Genomic DNA, 20,486 nt, shown 5'->3' on the forward strand with positions numbered 1-20,486 from the left:
TTGTATCAAGAGGCTCATATCAAGAGTCCTATACTAAGAGCCTTGCATCGGAAGGTTTCGAGGTCATCTAGCATGGTTGGATGCACAGCCAAATCGTTTGCGGGAGGGACGCCATGACCAAGCCGCACAGAGGACCTTCGCCGGAAGAAATCAAGGAGAAGCGCGACCTCGAGGAAGCGCTGGAGGAGGGGCTGGAAGAGACCTTTCCGGGCTCCGATCCCGTCAACGTCACCCAGCCGGCGCCGAGCCGTGCGGACGGTCATGTGAAGCGCACGGACTAAGGTCAGGTTCCGCTTCGTTCCGGCCCTCAAACCGGAAATATAATGTTAACAAGGAGTTACCGGGACGCCGGCGGCCCCGGTCTCGTAATGATTAATCACATTTTTTGAAGCCAATTTAGCGGCGCAGGGATTATAAGATCCCAGCAAATCAGGGATGCGGGGCCCGTTCGGGCACCCGGAGGTTGTCGTGGGGATCCCTGGTTGTTGCGTGGGGGACGATATGAGCCGCAAATATTTCGGGACGGACGGGATCCGGGGCCGCGCCAACGGGCTGATCACGCCGGAGCTCGCGCTCAAGGTCGGCCAGGCCGCAGGCCTTGCGTTCCAGCGCGGTGACCACCGTCACCGCGTCGTGATCGGCAAGGACACCCGCCTGTCCGGCTACATGATCGAATATGCGATGGTCGCGGGCTTCACCTCTGTCGGCATGGACGTGCTGCTGGTCGGCCCGATGCCGACACCGGCGGTCGCGATGCTGACCAAGTCGATGCGCGCCGATCTCGGCGTGATGATCTCGGCCTCGCACAATCTGTTCGAGGACAACGGCATCAAGCTGTTCGGCCCGCAGGGCTTCAAGCTCTCCGACGATGTCGAGAAGCAGATCGAGCAGCTGCTCGACGAATCCCTCGACAAGCGTCTCGCACAAAGCGCGAGCCTGGGCCGCGCCCGCCGTATCGATGGCGTGCATGACCGCTACATCGAATTCGCCAAGCGCACGCTGCCGCGCGACCTCTCGCTCGACGGCCTGCGCGTCGTGGTCGATTGCGCCAATGGCGCCGCCTACAGGGTGGTGCCGGAGGCGCTGTGGGAACTGGGCGCCGACGTGGTGCCGATCGGCGTCGAGCCCGACGGCTTCAACATCAACAAGGAATGCGGCTCGACCTCGCCGGAGGCGCTGTCGAAGAAGGTGCGCGAGATGCGGGCCGACATCGGCATTGCGCTCGACGGCGACGCGGACCGCGTCATCCTGGTCGACGAGCGCGGCCATGTCGTCGACGGCGACCAGCTGCTCGCGGTGATCGCGCAGAGCTGGAAGGACGACGGACGGCTGTCACGTCCGGGCATCGTTGCAACCGTGATGTCCAATCTCGGCCTCGAGCGCTTCCTGCAAGGGCAGGGGCTCGATCTCGTGCGCACGCCGGTCGGCGATCGCTACGTGCTCGAGCAGATGCTGAACGGCGGCTATAATCTCGGCGGCGAGCAGTCCGGCCACATCATCCTGTCCGACTACGCCACCACCGGCGACGGCTTCGTGGCCGCGCTGCAGGTGCTGGCCGTGGTGCAGAAGCTGCGCCGGCCGGTGTCGGAAGTCTGCCACCGCTTCGATCCGCTGCCGCAGATCCTCAAGAACGTCCGCCACAAGGGCGGCAAGCCGCTCGACGATTCCGAGGTGCAGTCGGCGATCTCCGACGGCGAGAAGCGGCTCAACGGTCACGGCCGCCTGCTGATCCGCTCCTCCGGCACCGAGCCCGTGATCCGCGTCATGGGCGAGGGCGAGGACCGCGTCCTGATCGAGGACATCGTCGACACCATCGTCTCCGCGCTGGGCCAGGCCGCGGCGGCTTGAGCCGAGAGCGCCTTCCTTCCCCCCTTGTGGCAGTATCGTAGGGTGGGCAAGGCGAAAGCGTGCCCACCGCTTCTGCTGCAATGTTGGATCGATATTGATGGTGGGCACGGCGCAAGTGCGCCTTTGCCCACCCTACGATTCCAGGCTCGCGGATAGAGACCCTCTCCAGCAAAGGAAGAAGGGCAAACACACGCATCCCAGCTATCGACGATTGGTGGTGGTTCGGCCACCACGGTCATCGTAGTTAGGCAGTGTGGCGGTTCGCCGCGCCTGCCGGGATCGATCCATTGAACAAGCCAGTTCTCGTCTCCGAGGAAACACTGACCGAGCCGGTCGTCGTCGCCGACATCGCGCCCGCCGCCGCAGGGCCGGCCTATGTCGTGCTCGCCGGCATCAGCTTCTCGCACTTCCTCAACGACACCATGCAGTCGCTGATCGCCTCGGTGTATCCGATCCTCAAGGACACCTACGCGCTCGACTTCGCGCAGATCGGCATGATCACGCTGGCGTTCCAGTTCACGGCGTCGCTGCTCCAGCCGGTGGTCGGTCACTACACCGACAAGAAGGCGCAACCCTATTCTCTGTCGATCGGCATGGCCTCGACCTTCTTCGGCCTGCTGCTGCTCAGCGCCGCGCACCAATATCTCGTCATCCTGATTGCCGCTGCCCTGGTCGGTCTCGGCTCGGCGGTGTTTCACCCCGAATCCGCGCGCATCGCGCGGCTGGCCTCCGGCGGCCGCTACGGCTTCGCGCAATCGGTGTTTCAGCTCGGCGGCAGTTTCGGCACCTCGATGGGGCCGGTGCTCGCAGCCCTGATCGTCGTGCCGTTCGGGCAGGGCAGCATCGCCTGGTTCTCCTCGATCGCGTTCCTCGCGATCGTCATCCTCTGGCGCATCGGCCGCTGGTACGAGCCGCAGATCAGGGCGAAGAAGACAGTGGTCGCGCAGGCCCATCCTGACGCGCCGAGCTCGCGCCGGGTCGCGGTCGCGCTCGTTGTGCTGGTGGCATTGTTGTTCTCCAAGCAGCTCTACGTATCGAGCCTGTCGAGCTACTACATCTTCTACCTGATCGACCGTTTCAACGTGTCGACGCAGGCCGCCCAAATGTACCTCTTCATCTTCCTTGCGGCGAACGCGGTCGGTGCGTTTCTCGGCGGACCGCTCGGGGATCGCTTCGGCCGCAAGATCGTGATCTGGATCTCGATCCTCGGCGCGCTGCCGTTCACACTGGCGCTGCCCTATGCCGGGCTTTACGCGAGCGCGGTACTCACCGTCATCATCGGTCTCATCATCTCCTCGACGACGTCGTCGATCATCGTGTTCGCGCAGGAGCTGGTGCCGCATCGCTTCGGCATGATCTCCGGCGTGTTCTTCGGCGTCGCCTTCGGCATCGGCGGGCTCGGCGCGGCCGTGCTCGGCAAGCTCGCCGATCACACCTCGATCGAGTTCGTCTACCAAGTCTGCGCCTACCTGCCGGCGATCGGGCTGCTCGCGGTGTTCCTGCCCAAGCTGCCGCGGCACGTGCGTTAACGCAGTTCCACTTGCTGCATTGCGGCTTCATACATCGTTAGCAATTGCGGAGCGCGGCTGCCGCATTTTTGCAACGCTTGCGCCGCATCCGCGTGTGTAGTGAGAAAAAATCAACCTTAAAAATTAGGGTTAAGTGGCGCTTAAACATTTGCTGCCATCGTCCGCCCGTGAGTTTCCAGAACGTGAGGCAGCTGCATTTTGCCTCACCGGCCATAAGGACGAAGCCAATGCGTAGCGTTAAGTCTCTCCTTGCCGCGGGTGCGGCGTCACTGATCTCGTCGATGGCGTTCGCCGCCGATATGCCGATCGCGGCTCCGCCCCCCATGTACGCGCCGCCCGCCCCGCCCGCGGACTTCGGCGGCTGGTACCTGCGCGGTGACGTCGGCATGACCAACCAGAGCGCCAAGCGCATCGAGGGCGCCGTCGGGCCTGGGTTTACGAAGACGACGGAGGGACTTGGCTTCGACTCGTCGCCGCTGTTCGACCTCGGTGTCGGCTATCGCTTCAACAACTGGTTTCGCACCGACGTGATCGGCCAGTACCGTGGCAAGGCTAACCTGCATGGTGCGGATAACGTCATTGGGCCCGGCTTCGTCGGCTCCAACAACTATAGCGGCAGCAAGTCCGAATGGGTCGTCATGGCCAACGCTTACGTTGACCTCGGCACCTGGTGGTGCATTACGCCGTTCATTGGTGCCGGTGTTGGCGGCTCCTACAACAAGATCAGCGGCTTCCGCGACGACGGCGTGTCATACACCGTGGGAAATACTCCGCCCCTGGCCAACAGCGTCGCCTACTTCGCCGACAACGGAAAGTGGAACTTTGCCTGGGCGGCCCACGCCGGCCTCGCCTACAAGGTCAATCCCGGGTTCACCGTTGAACTGGCCTACAGCTACATGAACCTCGGCGATGCGGCACCTGGCAACTACCGCTTGTTCGACAACAGCGGCTCGGGCCCGACCTCGATCAAGATCAAGGAGCTCACCTCGCACGACGTCAAGCTCGGCGTGCGCTGGGAGCTCAACAGCCCGCCGGCTTACATGCCGCCGCCGCTCGTCACCAAGGGCTGATCGTTCGCCCCCATCGCTTAATGTCTCTTAACGGCGCGGGATGCTCCCGCGCCGTTTTTGCGTGGCATATTTTTCATTGCCCGGCGGCGACGAAAGCCTCTGGCGCAACCATTGGTTAAGGTTAACGAGCCATGATCACGAGCGAAAGTTCGAGTTCGATGGAGCGTTGCAATGCGTAGGCTTTGGTTGGTGGTGGCGGCTTTGGGATCTATGTCCGCCGCACACGCGGCCGACATGCCGGATCTGCCCGTGCTGCGCGGCGGCTTCACCGACGGTCTATCCAAGACGTCCCATAATTGGGATGGCACTTATTTCGGCGGCGGCGCCGGCTACTCCACTGACGCGAGCGACTTCAGCCAGAGCGTCGTCGGCCTGACCAATTTCATCTTCCGTGACAGCGTGCTGCAGCAGCCGACCGCCAATTGGTCGCTCATGAACAAGACGAACACGCAGAGCACCAATTTCAACGCCTTCGTCGGCCGCAACTGGCAATGGTACGATGCCATTCTCAGTCTCGAGGGCACCTACACCTACTTCAACAACCTCGCCACTTCGACGTCGGGTAGCAACTCGCTCACGATCGTCAATCCGGCCGGCGATACGCATGCCGCGAATGTCACCGACAATTACGACGTGACATTGACCGGCACCGCCGCGGCGAAGGTCAAGGACATGATCACGCTGCGCGGCCGCGTCGGTTGGGACGGCGGCGATTTCATGCCCTATGCCTTCGCAGGCGCTGCCGTCGGCCGAATGGACGTCTCTCGCTCGGTAACGAGCACGGTGGATTTGCGTCAGGATGTGACGAATTCGATTGTCGTCGGCGGCGTCACGGTGACGTCGACCACTTTCGGAGCGCCACAGGCCGTTCCAGCTCAGTCGCAGGCGCAGACGCAGCGCCGGACCAACGCCTTCGCGGTGGGCTGGACCGCCGGCCTCGGCGTCGAATACTGCATCTGGGACGGTCTGTTCGCGCGCGTGGAATACGAGTACGTGAAATTCTCGCCCGTCATGAACACCTCGGTGACGCTGAACAATGCGCGCGTCGGGCTCGGCTACAAGTTCTGACGCTGCTGCGCTGCGCCGCGGTTGACAGGCTGCTTCCGTCCTGATGCTCTGCCGGGCGAAAGCGGGGCGGCAGCGATGCAGATTTACGGCGATAGCAACTCGGGCAATTGTCTGAAGGTGAAGTGGGTCTGCGACAAGCTCGCATTGCCCTATCGCTGGATCGAGATCGATACGCGCAAGGGCGAGACGCGCACGCCGCAATTTCTTGAGATGAACGGCGCCGGCCAGGTGCCGACTGTCGCCTTCGACGACGGCCGCATGCTGGCGCAGTCCAACGCCATCATCCGCTATCTTGCCCGCGACAGCGCACTCGTGCCGCGCGACGCCTTTGCTGCCGCCAAGATGGACGAATGGCTGTTCTGGGAGCAGTACAGCCACGAGCCCTATATCGCGGTGTGCCGCTTCCAGCTGGTCTATCTCGGCAAGCATCCCTCTGAGCTCGATCCCGACAAGGTCAAGCGCGGCTATGCGGCGCTCGACCGCATGGAGGCGCATCTCACAACGAGCCGCTTCTTCGCCGACGATGAGATCTCGCTCGCCGACGTCTCGCTGCTTGCCTATACGCGCCTTGCGCATGAAGGCGGTTTTGATCTCGACCGCTATGCCGCCATCCGCCGCTGGATCGCCGAAGCTGAGGCCTGTCTCGGTCTACCGCCGGCGCGCTAAATCCATCGCGCGGAATCCGTCGCACGGAATCCTGGAGTTTCCCGTATGAACGACAAGTCCGTCTCCATCCGTCCCGCGCGCCGCGAGGACGTTCCCGCGATTGTGGCGATGCTTGCCGACGATCGTCTCGGCCGCGCCCGCGAGCGCGTCGAGGATCCGCTTCCGGCCGTCTACTATCAGGCGTTCGAGCGGGTCGAGCGTGACCAGAATCTCGCGCTCGTGGTCGCCGAGAGCGAGGGCAGGGTGGTCGGCTGCCTGCAACTCGCGGTGCTCGCGGGCATCAGCTCGCAAGGCGGCATTCGCGGCCTGCTCGAGGATGTCCGCGTTGCCTCCGATTGCCGCAGCCGCGGCATCGGCGAGCAATTGGTGCAATGGGCGATGACGGAAGCCAAGGCGCGCGGCTGCAATCTGGTCGAATTGCTGACGCATGCGAGCCGTGTCGACGCGCAGCGCTTCTACAAGCGTCTCGGATTTGCATTGAGTCACGCCGGCATGACTGTGCGTTTTTGATGCAGGCCGTCGGGACCGTTGCGCGGCTTGCGAAATCCGATCGCGCGTTCGTTCATCTTAAGAGCTGATAAACTACCCCTTGGTCGTTCACGTTGATCGGGGAACGAACGGTGCTACGCCAGCGTCTGAAACCGGGCTCGGTCGGTTCGGGGATTTCGATGGCAAGGTATTCCATGATCAAGGTCGGCAACGATTACGTTGTGCAGGCCAACGACAAATGCATTTTGAAGGTCGGCAGCCGCCGCCGCGCCGCGCAATTGATCAGCGAGGCCACGGACTTGCTGAACGCGCTCGCCCCGGTTGCATCCCCCGATCTCGTGCCGGAGGAGCCATCACTCCAGCGTGAGACGCCGGAACTTCCTTGACTGGTCTTCCCGATTCCCGTATCAGCCGCGGCGGGACACCTCCCCCCAACGGGAGGCTTACTATCTGGAAGGGTAGATTATGACTGTAGCGAAGCCCGCTTCGCGGCCGAACGTGCCGCATTTCTCCTCCGGCCCCTGCGCCAAGCGCCCCGGCTGGAACGCCCAAAATCTCAAGGACGCAGCGCTCGGCCGTTCGCATCGCGCGAAGGTGGGCAAGACCAAGCTCAAGCTCGCGATCGATCTGACGCGCGAAGTGCTTGAAGTGCCGGCCGATTATCGCATCGGCATCGTGCCGGCGTCGGATACCGGCGCGGTCGAGATGGCGCTGTGGTCGCTGCTCGGGGCACGGCCCGTCACCACGCTCGCCTGGGAATCCTTCGGCGAAGGCTGGGTCAGCGACATCGTCAAGGAATTGAAGCTCAAGGACGTCACCAAGCTCAATGCGGCTTACGGTGAAATTCCCGACCTCTCCAAGGTCGATCCCAACAGCGACGTCGTCTTCACCTGGAACGGCACCACCTCCGGCGTCCGCGTGCCGAACGCGGATTGGATCAGCGCGACCCGCGCAGGCCTGACCATTTGCGACGCGACGTCGGCTGCATTCGCGCAAGCCCTCGACTGGGCCAAGCTCGATGTCGTCACCTTCTCCTGGCAGAAGGCGCTCGGCGGCGAAGCCGCGCATGGCATGCTGATCCTGTCGCCGCGCGCGGTGGAGCGGCTCGAGACCTACAAGCCGGCCTGGCCGCTGCCGAAAATCTTCCGCATGACCAAGGGCGGCAAGATCAACGAAGGCATCTTCGTTGGCGAGACCATCAACACGCCGTCGATGCTCTGCGTCGAGGATTATCTCGACGCACTAAGCTGGGCCAAGTCGATCGGCGGCCTCAAGGCGCTGATCGCGCGCGCCGACGCCAACACCAAGGTGCTGGCCGACTGGAAGGCGAAGACGCCCTGGATCGACTTCCTGGCCAAGGACGCCGCGATCCGCTCCAACACCTCGGTGTGCCTGAAGTTCATCGATCCCGCGATCACCTCGCTCTCGGAGGACGCGCAGGCCGAGTTCTCCAAGAAGCTGGTCGCTCTCGTCGAGAAGGAAGGCGCCGGCTACGACTTCGCCTATTACCGCGATGCGCCGGCGGGTTTGCGCATCTGGTGCGGCGCCACCGTCGAGGCCCGGGATGTCGAGCTGCTGACGCAGTGGATCGACTGGGCTTTTGCCGAGACCAAGGCGCAGCTCGCCAAGGCAGCATAAGTTTTCTTTTCGCCTCTCCCCGTCTTACGGGGAGAGGCCGGGTCGCTCCCGGCGATGCGGAGCATCGTCCGGTGCGATCCGGGTGAGGGGCTCTCTCCACGAGCACCTCGCCCGTGGCTGCCCCTCACCCCAACCCTCTCCCCGTAAGAACGGGGAGAGGGAGAGCAAAGAGCTTCCGCGCAATTACCCATTTCGGCCCTCGGGCCGATCCCCCTTAGGGACGGCGAAGGACACATCCCCATGACCAAACCCAAAGTTCTCATTTCCGACGCGCTCTCGCCTGCTGCCGTGCAGATCTTCAAAGACCGCGGCGTCGAGGTCGACTTCCAGCCCAACCTCGGCAAGGACAAGGACAAGCTCGCCGAGATCATCGGCAATTACGATGGCCTCGCGATCCGCTCCGCGACCAAGGCGACCGCCAAGATCCTGGAGAAGGCCACCAACCTCAAGGTGATCGGCCGCGCCGGCATCGGCGTCGACAATGTCGAGATTCCGGCTGCGACCGCCAAGGGCATCATCGTGATGAACACGCCGTTCGGCAATTCGATCACGACCGCCGAGCACGCCATCACGCTGATGCTGGCGCTCGCCCGTGAGATCCCGCAGGCCGACGCCTCGACCCAGGCCGGCAAGTGGGAGAAGAACCGCTTCATGGGCGTCGAGATCACCGGCAAGGTGCTCGGCATCGTCGGCTGCGGCAACATCGGCTCGATCGTCGCCGACCGCGCGCTCGGGCTGCGCATGAAGGTGGTCGCGTTCGACCCCTTCCTGTCGCCGGAGCGCGCCAAGGACATCGGCGTCGAGAAGGTCGATCTGGATGACCTGCTCAAGCGCGCCGACTTCATCACGCTGCATACGCCGTTGACCGAGAAGACCCGGAACATCATCGATGCGGCCGCGGTCGCCAAGATGAAGAAGGGCGTGCGCCTGATCAACTGCGCCCGCGGCGGTCTCGTCGACGAGCAGGCGGTGGTCGATGCGCTCAACGCCAAGCACATTGCCGGCGCCGCCTTCGACGTCTTCGTCGAGGAGCCCGCGACGACGAACGTGCTGTTCGGCCATCCCAACGTGATCTGCACGCCGCATCTCGGCGCCTCCACCACGGAAGCGCAGGAAAACGTCGCGCTGCAGGTCGCCGAGCAGATGTCGGATTATCTGCTCACCGGCGCGATCTCGAACGCGGTGAACTTCCCCTCGATCACCGCGGAAGAAGCGCCGAAGCTGAAGCCGTTCATCGCGCTCGCCGAGAAGCTCGGCTCGTTCGCCGGCCAGCTCACCGAAAGCGGCATCCTCAAGGTCGAGATCACCTATGAGGGCCACGTCGCCGAGATGAAGATCAAGGCGATCACCTCGGCGGTGCTGTCGGGCCTGCTGCGGCCGATGCTGGGCGAGGTCAATGTGGTGTCCGCGCCGGTGGTCGCCAAGGAGCGCGGCATGGTGGTGGACGAGATCGTCCGCGCCGCCCAGAGCGACTATGAGAGCCTGATCACCGTCACGGTCACCACCGAGCGCCAGGAGCGGTCGGTCTCGGGCACCGTCTATCACGACGGCAAGCCGCGCCTCGTCGACATCAAGGGCATCCGCGTCGACGCCGAGTTCGGCAAGTCGATGATCTACGTCACCAACGAGGACAAGCCGGGCTTCATCGGCCACTTCGCCGGCCTGCTCGGCGACGCCAAGATCAACATCGCGACCTTCCATCTCGGCCGCGTCGCCCAGGGCAGCGATGCCATCGCGCTGGTCGAGGTCGACGGCGCGGTGCCGGCGGATGTGCTCGCCAAGGTGCAAGCGCTGCCGCAGGTCAAGCAGGTCAAGGCGCTGACGTTCTGATCGAGCTTTCGCCTCTTGCGTCATGGCCGGGCATAGCCGTCCGAAGGACGGCGTCGCTTCCGCTCGCCTATGTCCCGGCCATCCACGCCTTGCCGCGCGGTCCGAAGAACGTGGATGCCCGGGACAAGCCCGGGTATGACGAGCGGATAGAGCGACGCTCACATTGATATTCCGACCCGCGGAACAACGCCGCCTCAATCATCGGAGGCGGCGTTTTTATTTCTCCCGCACCCTCCAAACTTTGTGTACCAATGGCGCCAGCACGCTCCGTACCAATCGTTCGAAAAGGGAGAAAACAATGCGTGAAGCCGTCATCGTTTCCTACGCGCGCACGGGTCTGGCCAAGTCCGGCCGTGGCGGGTTCAACATCACGCCGCCGATGTCGCTCGCGGCCCACGCCATCCACCACGCGGTCGACCGTGCCGGCGTCGACAAGGACTATGTCGAGGATTGCTATCTCGGCAATTGCGCCCATGGCGCGCCGAACATCGGCCGGCAGGCCGCGCTGCTCGCAGGCTTGCCGAAGTCGACCGGCGGCGTGTCGGTGAACCGCTTCTGCTCCTCAGGGCTTCAGACCATCGCGATGGCCGCGAACTCGATCCGCTCCGACGGTGCCGATTGCATCGTCGCCGGCGGCGTCGAGAGCATCTCGATTCCGGGCGGCGGCTCGCCGAAGGAATGGGTCGATCCCGAGCTGCTCAACACCGCGCCTGACATCTTCATGGCGATGATCGACACCGCCGACATCGTCGCCGAGCGCTACAAGCTCAGCCGCGAATACCAGGACGAATATTCGCTGGAGTCGCAGCGCCGCATGGCCGCAGCCCAGCAGGCCAAGAAGTTCAAGGACGAAATCGTCCCGATGAAAACGAAGATGAAGGTGGTGGACAAGGCGACCAAGGCCGAGAGCATTGTCGACTACGTGGTGGACCGCGACGAATGCAATCGTCCTGAGACCACGCTGGAAGGATTGGCAAAACTCGAGCCGGTGAAGGGCCCGGGCAAGTTCGTCACCGCCGGCAATGCCAGCCAGCTCTCCGACGGCGCCGCCGCAGTGGTGCTGATGGAAGCCAAGGATGCCGAGAAGCGCGGCCTCAAGCCGCTCGGCCGTTTCGTCGCCTGGGCTGCGGCAGGCTGCGAGCCCGACGAGATGGGCATCGGGCCGATCTTCGCCGTGCCGAAGCTGTTGAAGCGTCATGGCCTGAAGATCGACGACATCGATCTGTGGGAGCTCAACGAGGCCTTCGCCAGCCAGTGCCTCTATTCGCGCGACAAGCTCGGCATCGACCCCGAGAAGTACAACGTCAACGGCGGCTCGATCGCGATCGGCCATCCCTTCGGCATGACCGGCGCCCGTCTCACCGGCCACCTGCTGCAGGAAGGCGCCCGCCGCAAGGCCAAGTGGGGCGTCGTGACCATGTGCATCGGCGGCGGCCAGGGCGGCGCCGGCCTGTTCGAGATCTACAGCTGATCAAGGCGATCTGAATGTGAAAGGCACGGCGCCGCAAGCGCCGTGCCTTTTTCGTATGTAGCTCGACGTGCTTTGCCGCCGTGCCAAACAGCCGGCACGGGCGCTTTCATGTGTCCGCCCGTTCATGCTATTGTGTGCTCTCGGTACTAAATGTTTCCAGCCGGCGTTGCACAAGACGCTCGGGGGATCTACCGATGAAAGCTGATTCGGATTTTCTGACAGCCGATGGGGTCGCCACAGCCGGAGCTGGCGCACTGCTCCTGATTGGCCGTATTCTGCTGGCATGGGTGTTCGTTGGAAGCGCGTACGGAGCAATAGCCGACTTCGGCGGCTCGGTGGGCTATTTTCGATCGCTGAATCTTCCAGCGCCTGAGCTGTTCACGATCGTGAATATCACGCTGGAAGTCGTCATATCCGCAGGCTTGATATTGGGCATCCGTACGCGCTATTGCGCAGTTCTGATGTTTGTCTTCGTGTTGATGGCAACCGCGATTGCACATCGCTACTGGGAATATCCCGCCGGTGGGCAGCAGATCAATCAGTACAATAATTTCTTGAAGAATATCTCGATCATGGGCGGGGCCATGTTGATCTTCGTCACCGGCGCGGGCCGGTTCAGCTTCGATCGAGTATTGTGGCCGGCAATCACTTCACGTAGAGCTTGAAAGCTTGCGCGACCAGTCGGCGGATGCTCTTTGAGAGCGGTTTGAGAATCTCGCCGACGATTGCGAAGAGAAGCATCAGCCATGTCGCCAATGCTGCGCACCACAACAGAACTTCCAATATGTCAGGCATGATGCCCTCACAAAAATAGAAGATAGCTGTTCTGAAATTGCGCGAGCGTTGCTCAACCGAGTCGACGCTGCAAGTCCTCTTCAGGGGTAGTCTTCAGGGTAGCAAGACGCCCAGATGCTCGGAAAATGAGCGGCGAAGAGTTCTCGGTGCTGCCGTCCGCGAACCCTTGATTCGCGATGAGCGCCGCGGTGGTCATAAACCGGCTTGTGCACGTCACAGTGCAGAAGCCGCCATCAGCGGTATCGTGGGGAACGGTCAACACATCCTGACGGCGAGCTTTATGACAAAAACACGTAGTTCCACGTGCCCGCAAATTAACGGAAGTTTCTACGCATCAGGGTTTCATCAACCGCATCGGTCACTCTAGCTTGGTACCAAGATGCGGCTTCTCGCTCTTCGCCTCACCCACAAGATCACTGCGATCGGCGTCATCGGCGTCGTCGGTGTCGTCCTCATCGGCGGCATTCATCTCTACGGCGAGCGGGCGATGGGCCTGTCGCGCGACGCCGCCGAGAACGCGCGCACGGTCTTCGAGCTCAACAACAATATTGCGGTCGAGCTGCTCGAAGGCCGCCGCGCCGAAAAGGATTTTCTGCTGCGCAGTGACCCGGCGAGGGCGCAGCGTCAGCTCGAGATCTCGCGCCAGGTCGCACGCGATATCGAAAAGCTCCGCGGCAGGATCGCGGCGCTCGGCAAGCCCGAGCTCGCGCAAAAGATCGATGCGATGAACGAAGCGCTGAAGATCTATCAGATCCGTTTCGCCACGGTGGTCGCGGAGCGGGAGCGTCTCGGGCTTGACGAGAATTCGGGCCTCGAAGGCCGCCTGCGGACCTCCGTCCACGAGATCGAGAGCAAGGTCGACCAACTCCAGAATTCCGCGCTCAAGGTGATCATGCTGATGATGCGCCGGCACGAGAAGGATTTCATGCTGCGCCGTAATGCCAAATACGGCGACGAGATGAAGAAGCGCGCGTCGGAATTTCTGGCCGGCGTCGACGCCGCCGCCGTTCCCGACGACGCGAAGGCCGAGCTGCGCGCGAGGCTCGCCGACTATCAGCGCGACTTCTCCGCATGGATCGAGACCGCGCTGAAGCTCGCGACGGAATTGAAGGCGATGTCGGAGGCGTTCTCGACGGTCGAACCTGTCGTCGAGCAGGTCTCGAAATCGGTCGACAGCATCCGCGCCGAAGCCGACCGGCGCAACGTTGCCGAGCGGGACGGCATCCAGTTCTGGATCGCCGTGGCGATCGCTCTGATCGCGTCCGGCGTGCTTGGGCTCGGCATCTTCATTGGCCGCTCGGTCGCAAAGCCGCTTGCCGCGATGCGGGCGGCCATGATCGAGCTGGCCAAGGGCAATTTCGCGATCGTGCTGCCCGGCCTCGGCCGCCCCGACGAGATCGGCGAGATCGCGCAAGCCGTCGAGACGTTCAAGATCAACGCCGAGCAGAAGGCGCGCGAGGAGGCGGAAGAAAAGATCAGGCAGGACAAGCTCGCCGCCGAGCGCCGACGCGCCGACATGATCAGGATGGCTGACGATTTCGAGGGTGCGATCGGCGAGATCGTCGAGACGGTGTCGTCCGCTGCCACCGAGCTCGAGGCGTCGGCGACGTCGTTGACGACGACCGCGAGCCGTTCGACCGAGCTTGCCACGCTGGTCGAAGCTGCGTCGGAGGAGGCCGCGACCAACGTGCAGTCGGTGGCGTCCGCCGCCGAGGAGCTGACCGCCTCCGTCACCGAGATCAGCCGCCAGGTGCAGGCCTCCGCGCGCATCGCCGGAGAGGCCGTCAGCCAGGCCGGGCACACCAATGATCGCGTCGGCGAATTGTCAAAGGCCGCCGCGCGCATCGGCGATGTGGTCGAGCTCATCAACGCGATCGCGGGCCAGACCAACCTTCTGGCGCTCAATGCCACCATCGAGGCGGCGCGTGCGGGCGAAGCCGGGCGCGGCTTCGCCGTCGTGGCCTCCGAGGTGAAGGCGCTGGCTGAGCAGACGGCGAAGGCTACCGGCGAGATCGGTCAGCAGATCGCGAGCATTCAGGGCGCGACCAACGAGTCCGTCGGCGCGATCAGGACCATCGGCGGCACGATCGAGCGCCTGTCCGAGATCTCGTCCACCATTGCGGCCGCCGTCGAGGAGCAGGGCGCCGCGACCAGCGAGATATCGCGCAACGTCCAGAGTGCGGCGGCCGGCACCACGCAGGTCAGCGCCAACATCAGCAATGTGCGGCAGGGCGCGGTCGAGACCGGCTCGGCATCGACCCAGGTGCTCTCCGCGGCCAGGTCGCTGTCGGGCGACAGCAACCGGCTGAAGTTAGAGGTCGGCAAGTTCCTGGATACCGTGCGCGCGGCTTGAAGCTTCCGCGCCGTCATGCCCGGACATGACGTGAACCTCACGCCCTTGCCACCACCGGCGCGAACGCCACCTCGATCAGCGTGCCGGAATTCGACGCGCTCTTGATATTGAACTGGGCGCGGTTGGCTTCGACCAGCGCCTTGGTCAGCGACAGGCTCAGCGCGGAATTGTCTGCGGCGTCGCCCGGTGGCGGGGTGCGGAACGGCTCCATCGCGGCGGCGACTTCCGTCTCGGTCAGCCCATGGCCGGTGTCGCGGATCCGCAGCGCGATCTCGCCGCGATCGTTCAATGCGGTCGAGACGATGACCTGGCCGCCGGCGCTGGCAAGCCGGATCGAGTTCGAGATCAAGTTCATCGCGACCTGACGCAGCGCGCGCGCGTCCGCCGTCACCTGCGGCAGCGCATGCGCGAGCGAGGTGCGGATGATGATGCGTTCGCGGTTGGCCTGCGGCTGCATCACGGTGACACAGGCTTCCACGAGGTCGTTGAGGTTGAGGTTGGTGAAACTGAGATCGAGCTTGCCGGTCTCGATCCGCGACAGCTCCAGCAAATCGTCGATGATGGTGACCACGCGCTCGCCGGAGGCGCGGATGTCCTTCATATATTCGCCATAGCGCTCGTTGCCGAGCGCACCAAAACGTTCGGAGATCATCACCTCGGCAAAGCCGATGATGGCGTTGAGCGGCGTGCGGATCTCGTGGCTGATCCGCGCCAGCATGTCGGCCTTGGCGTTGGCTGCGCCGTCGACCAGGCGTCGCGCCTGCGTCAGCTCGCTCTCGCCCTTCTTGCTGTGCGAGAGGTCGCGGAACACGGCAAAGAAATTCGGGCCGTCGGGCCGCGTGCGGCCCATGATCATGGCGAGCGGAAGCACGCCGCCCTTCTTCTCGCGGCCCAGGACCTCGCGGCCGTGGTCGAGCAGGCTCGCGATGTCCTCGCTCCGGATGCTTTCGAGATAGTCGACAACGATCTGCTGGCTCTCGGGCGCGAACAACGTCAGCAAATTCTGCTGCATCAGCGCTTCGCCGTCATAGCCGAACAGCGCTTCGGCGCTGCGGTTGCAGGCGTGGATGTTGCCTTCGGCATCGAACATCACGATGCCCTCGGCCGTGGTGTCGAGGATCGCGGCGAGATCTTCGGCCTCGGCATCGCCGGCCTCTAGCTCGGATTCCAAGTCGGCCTCAGACTCCGGCAGGTCGGGGATCACCACCACCGGCTCGGCCATCGCGGGCGCTGCGAAAACAGGCGTGGCCACGACAGGTGCAGGATTGGGCAGCGCGCAGATCAGCGCATGCGCGCTGGCGCCGTCCCAGTCGATCGTGTGCAGATGCGCTTCCGTGGTCGCCAGTGGCTGCTCGCCATTGGCGATCGCAGCACTGATCGTCACCGGCGTGCCGGCCTGCGACGTGCTGCTGGCGGCGGAGACGCCCGGCTCGACATAGAGCGCATCCAGCCCGCCGGCATCTTCCAGCGCGGTCAGGCTGGCATAGCCCATCCGCGTGAGGAACGCGGGGTTGGCGTAGAGCAGGCGATCGAGCCGGTAGATCAGCATGCCCGTCGGCACCAGATCGAGCAGCGCGCGGTCGCGCGTGCTGTCGCCGCGCGCGGGCGGTGCGGGCGCGGTCAGCCATTCGGCCGCGGCCGGCGGCGCCTCAGGCTCCGGCGTCGGTGCTTCCTGCGTGGTCTCTTCCGCCGGCGGCTCGGCCGCGACGGATGCAATCGTCTCGCGCTCGCGTTCGAGTCGCTCGGATAATTGTCGCGCGAGCTCGTTGAACGCGCTGTTCTCGACCGGCGTCAGCGTCGGCGATCTCTGATCACCCTGTGATCTGGCGTCGCCGGGCGGACGGAACGGTACGACATTGGGAGGCGTTTCCACGGATGTTTCCAGATCGGTTTGCTGTGAATTCGCTTCGGTGATGAGTACGGGCGGTTCAGGTTCAGGTTCAGGTGGTGGCGGAGGCGGCTCGATCGGCGGAGGCGGCGCCCCCTCCTCGGGATCAGGCTCGACCATATCGGCGCAGAGGCTCTGCGGCACAGTCTGCTCTGACAACAGCTCGTAACGCCGGAGCGCATCGAGCCGGTTGAGACCGTCGAGATCGCGGCAGACGCCAAAACCCTTGAAGCCGGCAAAATTGCGCTCGCGGTCGTAGACCGGCAGGCCTGCGAGCTCGACCGGCAGATGCTCGCCGCCATCGGCCGGCCAGTTCACGGTAATGCCGGCCCAGGTGTCGTGGCTCGCAAGCGCCTGCGCCACGCGCCCGTCCGGATCGAGCGCAAACGCTTCGGCGATCTCGCGCCAGGGCCGGCCGAAGCCGGCCGCGGTGTGCGGGCCGATCAGGCGGATGAACTCGCTCGACGCCAGCACAAAGCGTCCCTCCGCATCCATCTGCCACAGGAAACGCAGCGGATGCTGGCGCGGTGTCTCCGCATGTCCAGGCGGCTCGACCATGCCGCCCGTGATCGGCGCGGCTTGCGGCGGCACGATGGCTGCGGGCGGGTTTTCAACCGGTGTCTCCGGCGCCGCTACGCGAATGGGCGGCTCGGGCGTGAGCGTCTCGGCCGTCTCAGGCGTTTCGTCCAGATCGGCAAAGGCGTCGAACAGGTCGATTCCCGTAGCGGGCTCGTTCGCAGGCGGCGTCTCGATGGCCTGCGGCGCAGGATCAGGCGCGCTCTCGGCCACCGGCGCAGCCTGTACGATCGCCGGCTCGATCAGCGCGACGAGTCCGACGTCGGCGCCAGTGCCGACCCGTTGCAGCACCATCTTGCCGATCCCGATCGGCAGCTCGACGCGACCTTGCGCCAGCGCATCGCTGCGCGCCTGCTCGAGGCCGGCTTCGCCGAGATCGCGAAAGCCGAGCAGGGGGCGGGCGGCTTCGCTGGCGCCGGCGAACATGCCATCGGGCGCGAACGCTGCCATCGGCACGGCCGCACCGTCGACGAGCCGATGCAGCCGCTCGACCAGCGACATGGCGCGCGCGCCCGCATCCATCGCGGTGACAAGCACGCCTTCGCCGCCATCGGCAAAGACAAGCCGCGCGCAGGCGCAGGTCATCAGCGTGCCGAGCCGGGCGCCGAAGCCGCGCAGCCGTTCGAGCCTGATGGCGCCGCTCGCCGGCAGCTGGCGGGCGAGGCGGGTGATCTGGCGGCGATGGACGTCGGCCGGCCCGAACGTCTTTGCCGCGAGAATAGCCGCGTTCGCCGCGCCGAAGAATTTTGCCCCGACGGCATTGGCCCACAGCACGCGGCTGCCGTCGGGCGACCATAGCCAGGCCGGCAGCGGAGAGGTCGCATGCACGGACAGCCTGGGATCGCCGACGCCGCGCAACTGGAAATCCGAACTCGTCATCCGACCGGCTTTAAGTCTCGCTTGTTGGCGTCACGTCAGGGACTGCCGGGAATGACAGCCTTAAGAAAGGGTTAGTATCGCCCGCGGCGGCGGGCAGGTCCACGGCCCGAGCTTAACGGGCGCGTCCTAAAGCCGCGATAACCTTAATGTGGCTGAACCCGCAAGCCGCCGCGTCGTTGCATCCGCAGGATTCGGCAAAACCGGCATAACATGACAGGAGCCGCAGCCATGACCGATCAGTCCCATGAGCCTTTCGACCTTCCGCCGGAGATGCGCAACGTGGCGGAATCCAGTCTTAAGCAGGCCCGCGACGCCTTCGAAAAACTGCTCGCCAACGCCGAGGCCGCCGCCGGCTCGATCGAGGAGCGCGGCGCCTCCATGCGCGCCGGCGCCAAGGACATCGGCGCCAGAGCGATCGCCTTCGCCGAGACCAATGTGCAGGCCTCGCTCAATTACGCCCAGTCGCTGGTCCACGCCAAGGATGTCGCCGAGGTGATGCGGCTGCACAGCGAATACGTCCAGGCCCAGATGAAGGCCCTGGCCGAGCAGGCCAGCGAAATAGGCCAGATCGTCAGCCGCGCGGCGATGGATACGACCAAGCCGAAGCATTAGCCCGCTCTGTCATTCCGGGGCGCGACGAAGTCGCGAGCCCGGAAATCCATCGGACGGCAAAATACCTCAACCCCCGGTTCCCCACCCCGGGAACCTCACTCTCCCCGGGATTAAATTTCCGCACGCGCCTCCGGATCGCGTTGCGCTGCACAATGTTGACATGTTAGGCAGCGATACTGCTGGGCGCTGGACGAGCCATCTCGTTTGTTCTGCGTTTTCCAGTCTTTCGTACCCGCCAGTTCGCAAGAAGAAATGGCCCCGGTTGGGTCGGCGGGCGCGCCAGAAGGCTCACTCCATTTTTCTTTATCGTGAGGGACAACCATGACAGGTGCGACTGATCCGTTTTCTGCCTCGATCATTCCGTTCGAGGTCCCCGAGCAGGTGCGCGCGTTCGCCGAAAAGGGCGTTTCGCAGGCCCGCGAGAACTACGCCAAGTTCAAGGACGCCGCCGAAACCCACAACGGCACCATCGAGGCCGTGTTCGCCAACGCCTCGAAGGGCGCGAACGAGTACACCGCCAAGCTGATGGAATTCGCCAAGGCCAACACCACGGCCCATCTGGACTTCACCCAGGAGCTGCTCGGCGTGAAGTCGCCGACCGACGCCTTCCAGCTCTGGACCGGCCACGCCAAGAAGCAGCTCGAGACGTTCCAGGCCCAGGCCAAGGAGCTGGCCGAGATCACCCAGCGCGTCGCCAGCGCCACTGCCGAGCCGATCAAGGCCTCTGCCTCGAAGCTCTACCCCGCCGCCTGAGCGGATTGGGCCTTAGGAAACCCGGGCCGCGAAGCCCGGGTTTTGCTTTGGAAATAACGTTGTTCGAGGCCCGATTATCGGGTTTTGCGGCCTTGCCAAAAACGGCCGTTGCACCTAGTTTCCGCCCCGTCCAGCCCCCCTCGGTGACCGGCCCTCTCAGGGCGCCCAAGGTGCGGCTCGCAAGGATGCAGTTGTAGCTCAGTTGGTTAGAGCGCCTGTCTGTGGAACAGGAGGTCGGTGGTTCGAGCCCACCCAACTGTACCAAGCTGGGAAAAATCCCAGTTGTATCAGCATCTTCTTGATAGACCTGACGTATTTGCCCGCGCTAAATACAAAAGGCGCATACAAATGGCATTGCGGATGGTCGCGTTAAGTCGAGCGAAAGACGGTAATTGGTTCGCCCGCAAAGGCATCCCGGAAGACGTACGCGATCCATATGCTCGGCTCTATGGCGTGCGCAGGGAAGCCCACCTGAGACTGCCAAGGGACACCCCGCACCATGAGGCAAAGACGCAGCTCGCCGAATGGATGGCGGAGATTGAAACGCGCATTGCCACGTTGCGTGCTCAGAGCAACGGCGAAGGTCATCCTCTCACTAAGCTCAACGCCATTGCTCTCTCGGGCCGGTGGTACTCGTGGTTCGTGAAGCAACACGAGGGTGACCCGGGGAAGCCGAAGTATTGGCGAGAGTTCAGCGACCATGTCGTCTGGAACGTGATCCGTCCCGAGGCACCAGACGATTACGAAGACGACCCTAAAGCCGATTCTCAGTGGGATTGGGCAAGAGAACCGGACGTCCGCGAGGCGGTGCGGCCGCAGATAGCCGAGTTGGCGCGCGTAGCGACGTTCTTAGCCAGCGAGGGCAAGGCGTTGAACCCGACTGCCTATGCGTTGTTCGTGGATGCCGTCAGCGACAACCTCTTGGTCGCTGCATCAACGCTAGAGAAGCGCGCAAACGGCGATTATTCCCGAGACGAGACGCCAGATGCGTTCCCGCCTTTCACGGATCGCGCCAGACACC

The 20,486-nt window shown here is 64.0% G+C and carries 18 protein-coding genes and 1 tRNA gene; 17 read left to right on the top strand and 2 right to left on the bottom strand.

Translation table 11 applies throughout. From position 1 onward, the window contains the following. Positions 1-113: 113 nt before the first annotated feature. The 12 genes from FXB38_RS42685 (at position 114) to FXB38_RS12580 (ending at position 12,274) form a co-directional block, all read left to right on the top strand. Positions 114-281 carry a hypothetical protein gene (locus FXB38_RS42685; protein WP_187434829.1) on the top strand — a complete coding sequence of 56 codons (168 nt, stop codon included), beginning with the start codon at positions 114-116 and terminating at the stop codon, positions 279-281. A gap of 220 nt (positions 282-501) precedes the next feature. Then, entirely contained in the window at positions 502-1,848 is a 1,347-nt protein-coding gene (gene glmM, locus FXB38_RS12530) for a phosphoglucosamine mutase (RefSeq protein ID WP_148751165.1), read from the top strand. 287 nt (positions 1,849-2,135) lie between these two features. Further along, on the top strand, positions 2,136-3,377 hold the full coding sequence (locus tag FXB38_RS12535; RefSeq protein ID WP_187434830.1) for an MFS transporter: 1,242 nt from the start codon (positions 2,136-2,138) through the stop codon (positions 3,375-3,377). A gap of 227 nt (positions 3,378-3,604) precedes the next feature. Beyond that, positions 3,605-4,447 carry an outer membrane protein gene (locus FXB38_RS12540; protein ID WP_187434831.1) on the top strand — a complete coding sequence of 281 codons (843 nt, stop codon included), beginning with the start codon at positions 3,605-3,607 and terminating at the stop codon, positions 4,445-4,447. A 171-nt stretch (positions 4,448-4,618) separates the two neighbouring features. Continuing rightward, positions 4,619-5,515: an outer membrane protein gene (locus FXB38_RS12545; protein ID WP_148751168.1), complete on the top strand. Its 897-nt coding sequence runs from the start codon at positions 4,619-4,621 to the stop codon at positions 5,513-5,515. Positions 5,516-5,590: 75 nt separating this feature from the next. Continuing rightward, complete coding sequence (locus FXB38_RS12550) at positions 5,591-6,181, top strand: glutathione S-transferase family protein (RefSeq protein ID WP_148751169.1); 591 nt, start codon at positions 5,591-5,593, stop codon at positions 6,179-6,181. Between the two features lie 45 nt (positions 6,182-6,226). Further along, the gene (locus FXB38_RS12555; protein ID WP_148751170.1) at positions 6,227-6,691 is read left to right on the top strand and encodes a GNAT family N-acetyltransferase; all 465 of its coding nucleotides are present in this window, start codon (positions 6,227-6,229) and stop codon (positions 6,689-6,691) included. 173 nt (positions 6,692-6,864) lie between these two features. Continuing rightward, positions 6,865-7,056: a hypothetical protein gene (locus FXB38_RS12560; protein WP_246229842.1), complete on the top strand. Its 192-nt coding sequence runs from the start codon at positions 6,865-6,867 to the stop codon at positions 7,054-7,056. 79 nt (positions 7,057-7,135) lie between these two features. After that, positions 7,136-8,308, top strand: a complete 1,173-nt coding sequence (locus tag FXB38_RS12565; protein WP_148751172.1) for a phosphoserine transaminase — start codon at positions 7,136-7,138, stop codon at positions 8,306-8,308. A gap of 240 nt (positions 8,309-8,548) precedes the next feature. After that, positions 8,549-10,138, top strand: a complete 1,590-nt coding sequence (serA, locus tag FXB38_RS12570; protein ID WP_148751173.1) for a phosphoglycerate dehydrogenase — start codon at positions 8,549-8,551, stop codon at positions 10,136-10,138. A 298-nt stretch (positions 10,139-10,436) separates the two neighbouring features. Next, positions 10,437-11,609 (top strand): thiolase family protein, encoded by a 1,173-nt coding sequence (locus FXB38_RS12575; RefSeq protein WP_148751174.1) that lies wholly within the window; start codon positions 10,437-10,439, stop codon positions 11,607-11,609. A 194-nt stretch (positions 11,610-11,803) separates the two neighbouring features. Further along, positions 11,804-12,274: a DoxX family protein gene (locus tag FXB38_RS12580; protein WP_148751175.1), complete on the top strand. Its 471-nt coding sequence runs from the start codon at positions 11,804-11,806 to the stop codon at positions 12,272-12,274. Here the strand turns inward: FXB38_RS12580 and FXB38_RS42690 are convergent. Beyond that, complete coding sequence (locus FXB38_RS42690) at positions 12,255-12,404, bottom strand: hypothetical protein (RefSeq protein ID WP_187434832.1); 150 nt, start codon at positions 12,402-12,404, stop codon at positions 12,255-12,257. The genes FXB38_RS12580 and FXB38_RS42690 overlap by 20 nt on opposite strands. 379 nt (positions 12,405-12,783) lie before the next feature. On the opposite strand from FXB38_RS42690, the gene FXB38_RS12585 reads away from it, so the two are divergent. Next, complete coding sequence (locus tag FXB38_RS12585; protein ID WP_148751176.1) at positions 12,784-14,757, top strand: methyl-accepting chemotaxis protein; 1,974 nt, start codon at positions 12,784-12,786, stop codon at positions 14,755-14,757. A gap of 37 nt (positions 14,758-14,794) precedes the next feature. Here the strand turns inward: FXB38_RS12585 and FXB38_RS12590 are convergent, their stop codons facing one another. Next, entirely contained in the window at positions 14,795-18,100 is a 3,306-nt protein-coding gene (locus FXB38_RS12590) for a PAS domain-containing sensor histidine kinase (protein WP_148751177.1), read from the bottom strand. Positions 18,101-18,328: 228 nt separating this feature from the next. On the opposite strand from FXB38_RS12590, the gene FXB38_RS12595 reads away from it, so the two are divergent. From FXB38_RS12595 to FXB38_RS12610, 4 genes are all read left to right on the top strand, one after another. Continuing rightward, entirely contained in the window at positions 18,329-18,712 is a 384-nt protein-coding gene (locus FXB38_RS12595; protein WP_148751178.1) for a phasin family protein, read from the top strand. Between the two features lie 321 nt (positions 18,713-19,033). Continuing rightward, the gene (locus tag FXB38_RS12600; RefSeq protein WP_148751179.1) at positions 19,034-19,465 is read left to right on the top strand and encodes a phasin; all 432 of its coding nucleotides are present in this window, start codon (positions 19,034-19,036) and stop codon (positions 19,463-19,465) included. A 187-nt stretch (positions 19,466-19,652) separates the two neighbouring features. Continuing rightward, positions 19,653-19,729 (top strand) — tRNA-His (locus tag FXB38_RS12605). An 18-nt stretch (positions 19,730-19,747) separates the two neighbouring features. Continuing rightward, positions 19,748-20,486 (top strand): hypothetical protein (locus tag FXB38_RS12610; protein ID WP_210250909.1); only part of this gene is annotated, 739 nt, incomplete at its 3' end.

The sequence above is a fragment of the Bradyrhizobium cytisi genome (genome assembly GCF_008123515.1).
GTDB classification, from domain to species: Bacteria; Pseudomonadota; Alphaproteobacteria; order Rhizobiales; family Xanthobacteraceae; genus Bradyrhizobium; species Bradyrhizobium cytisi.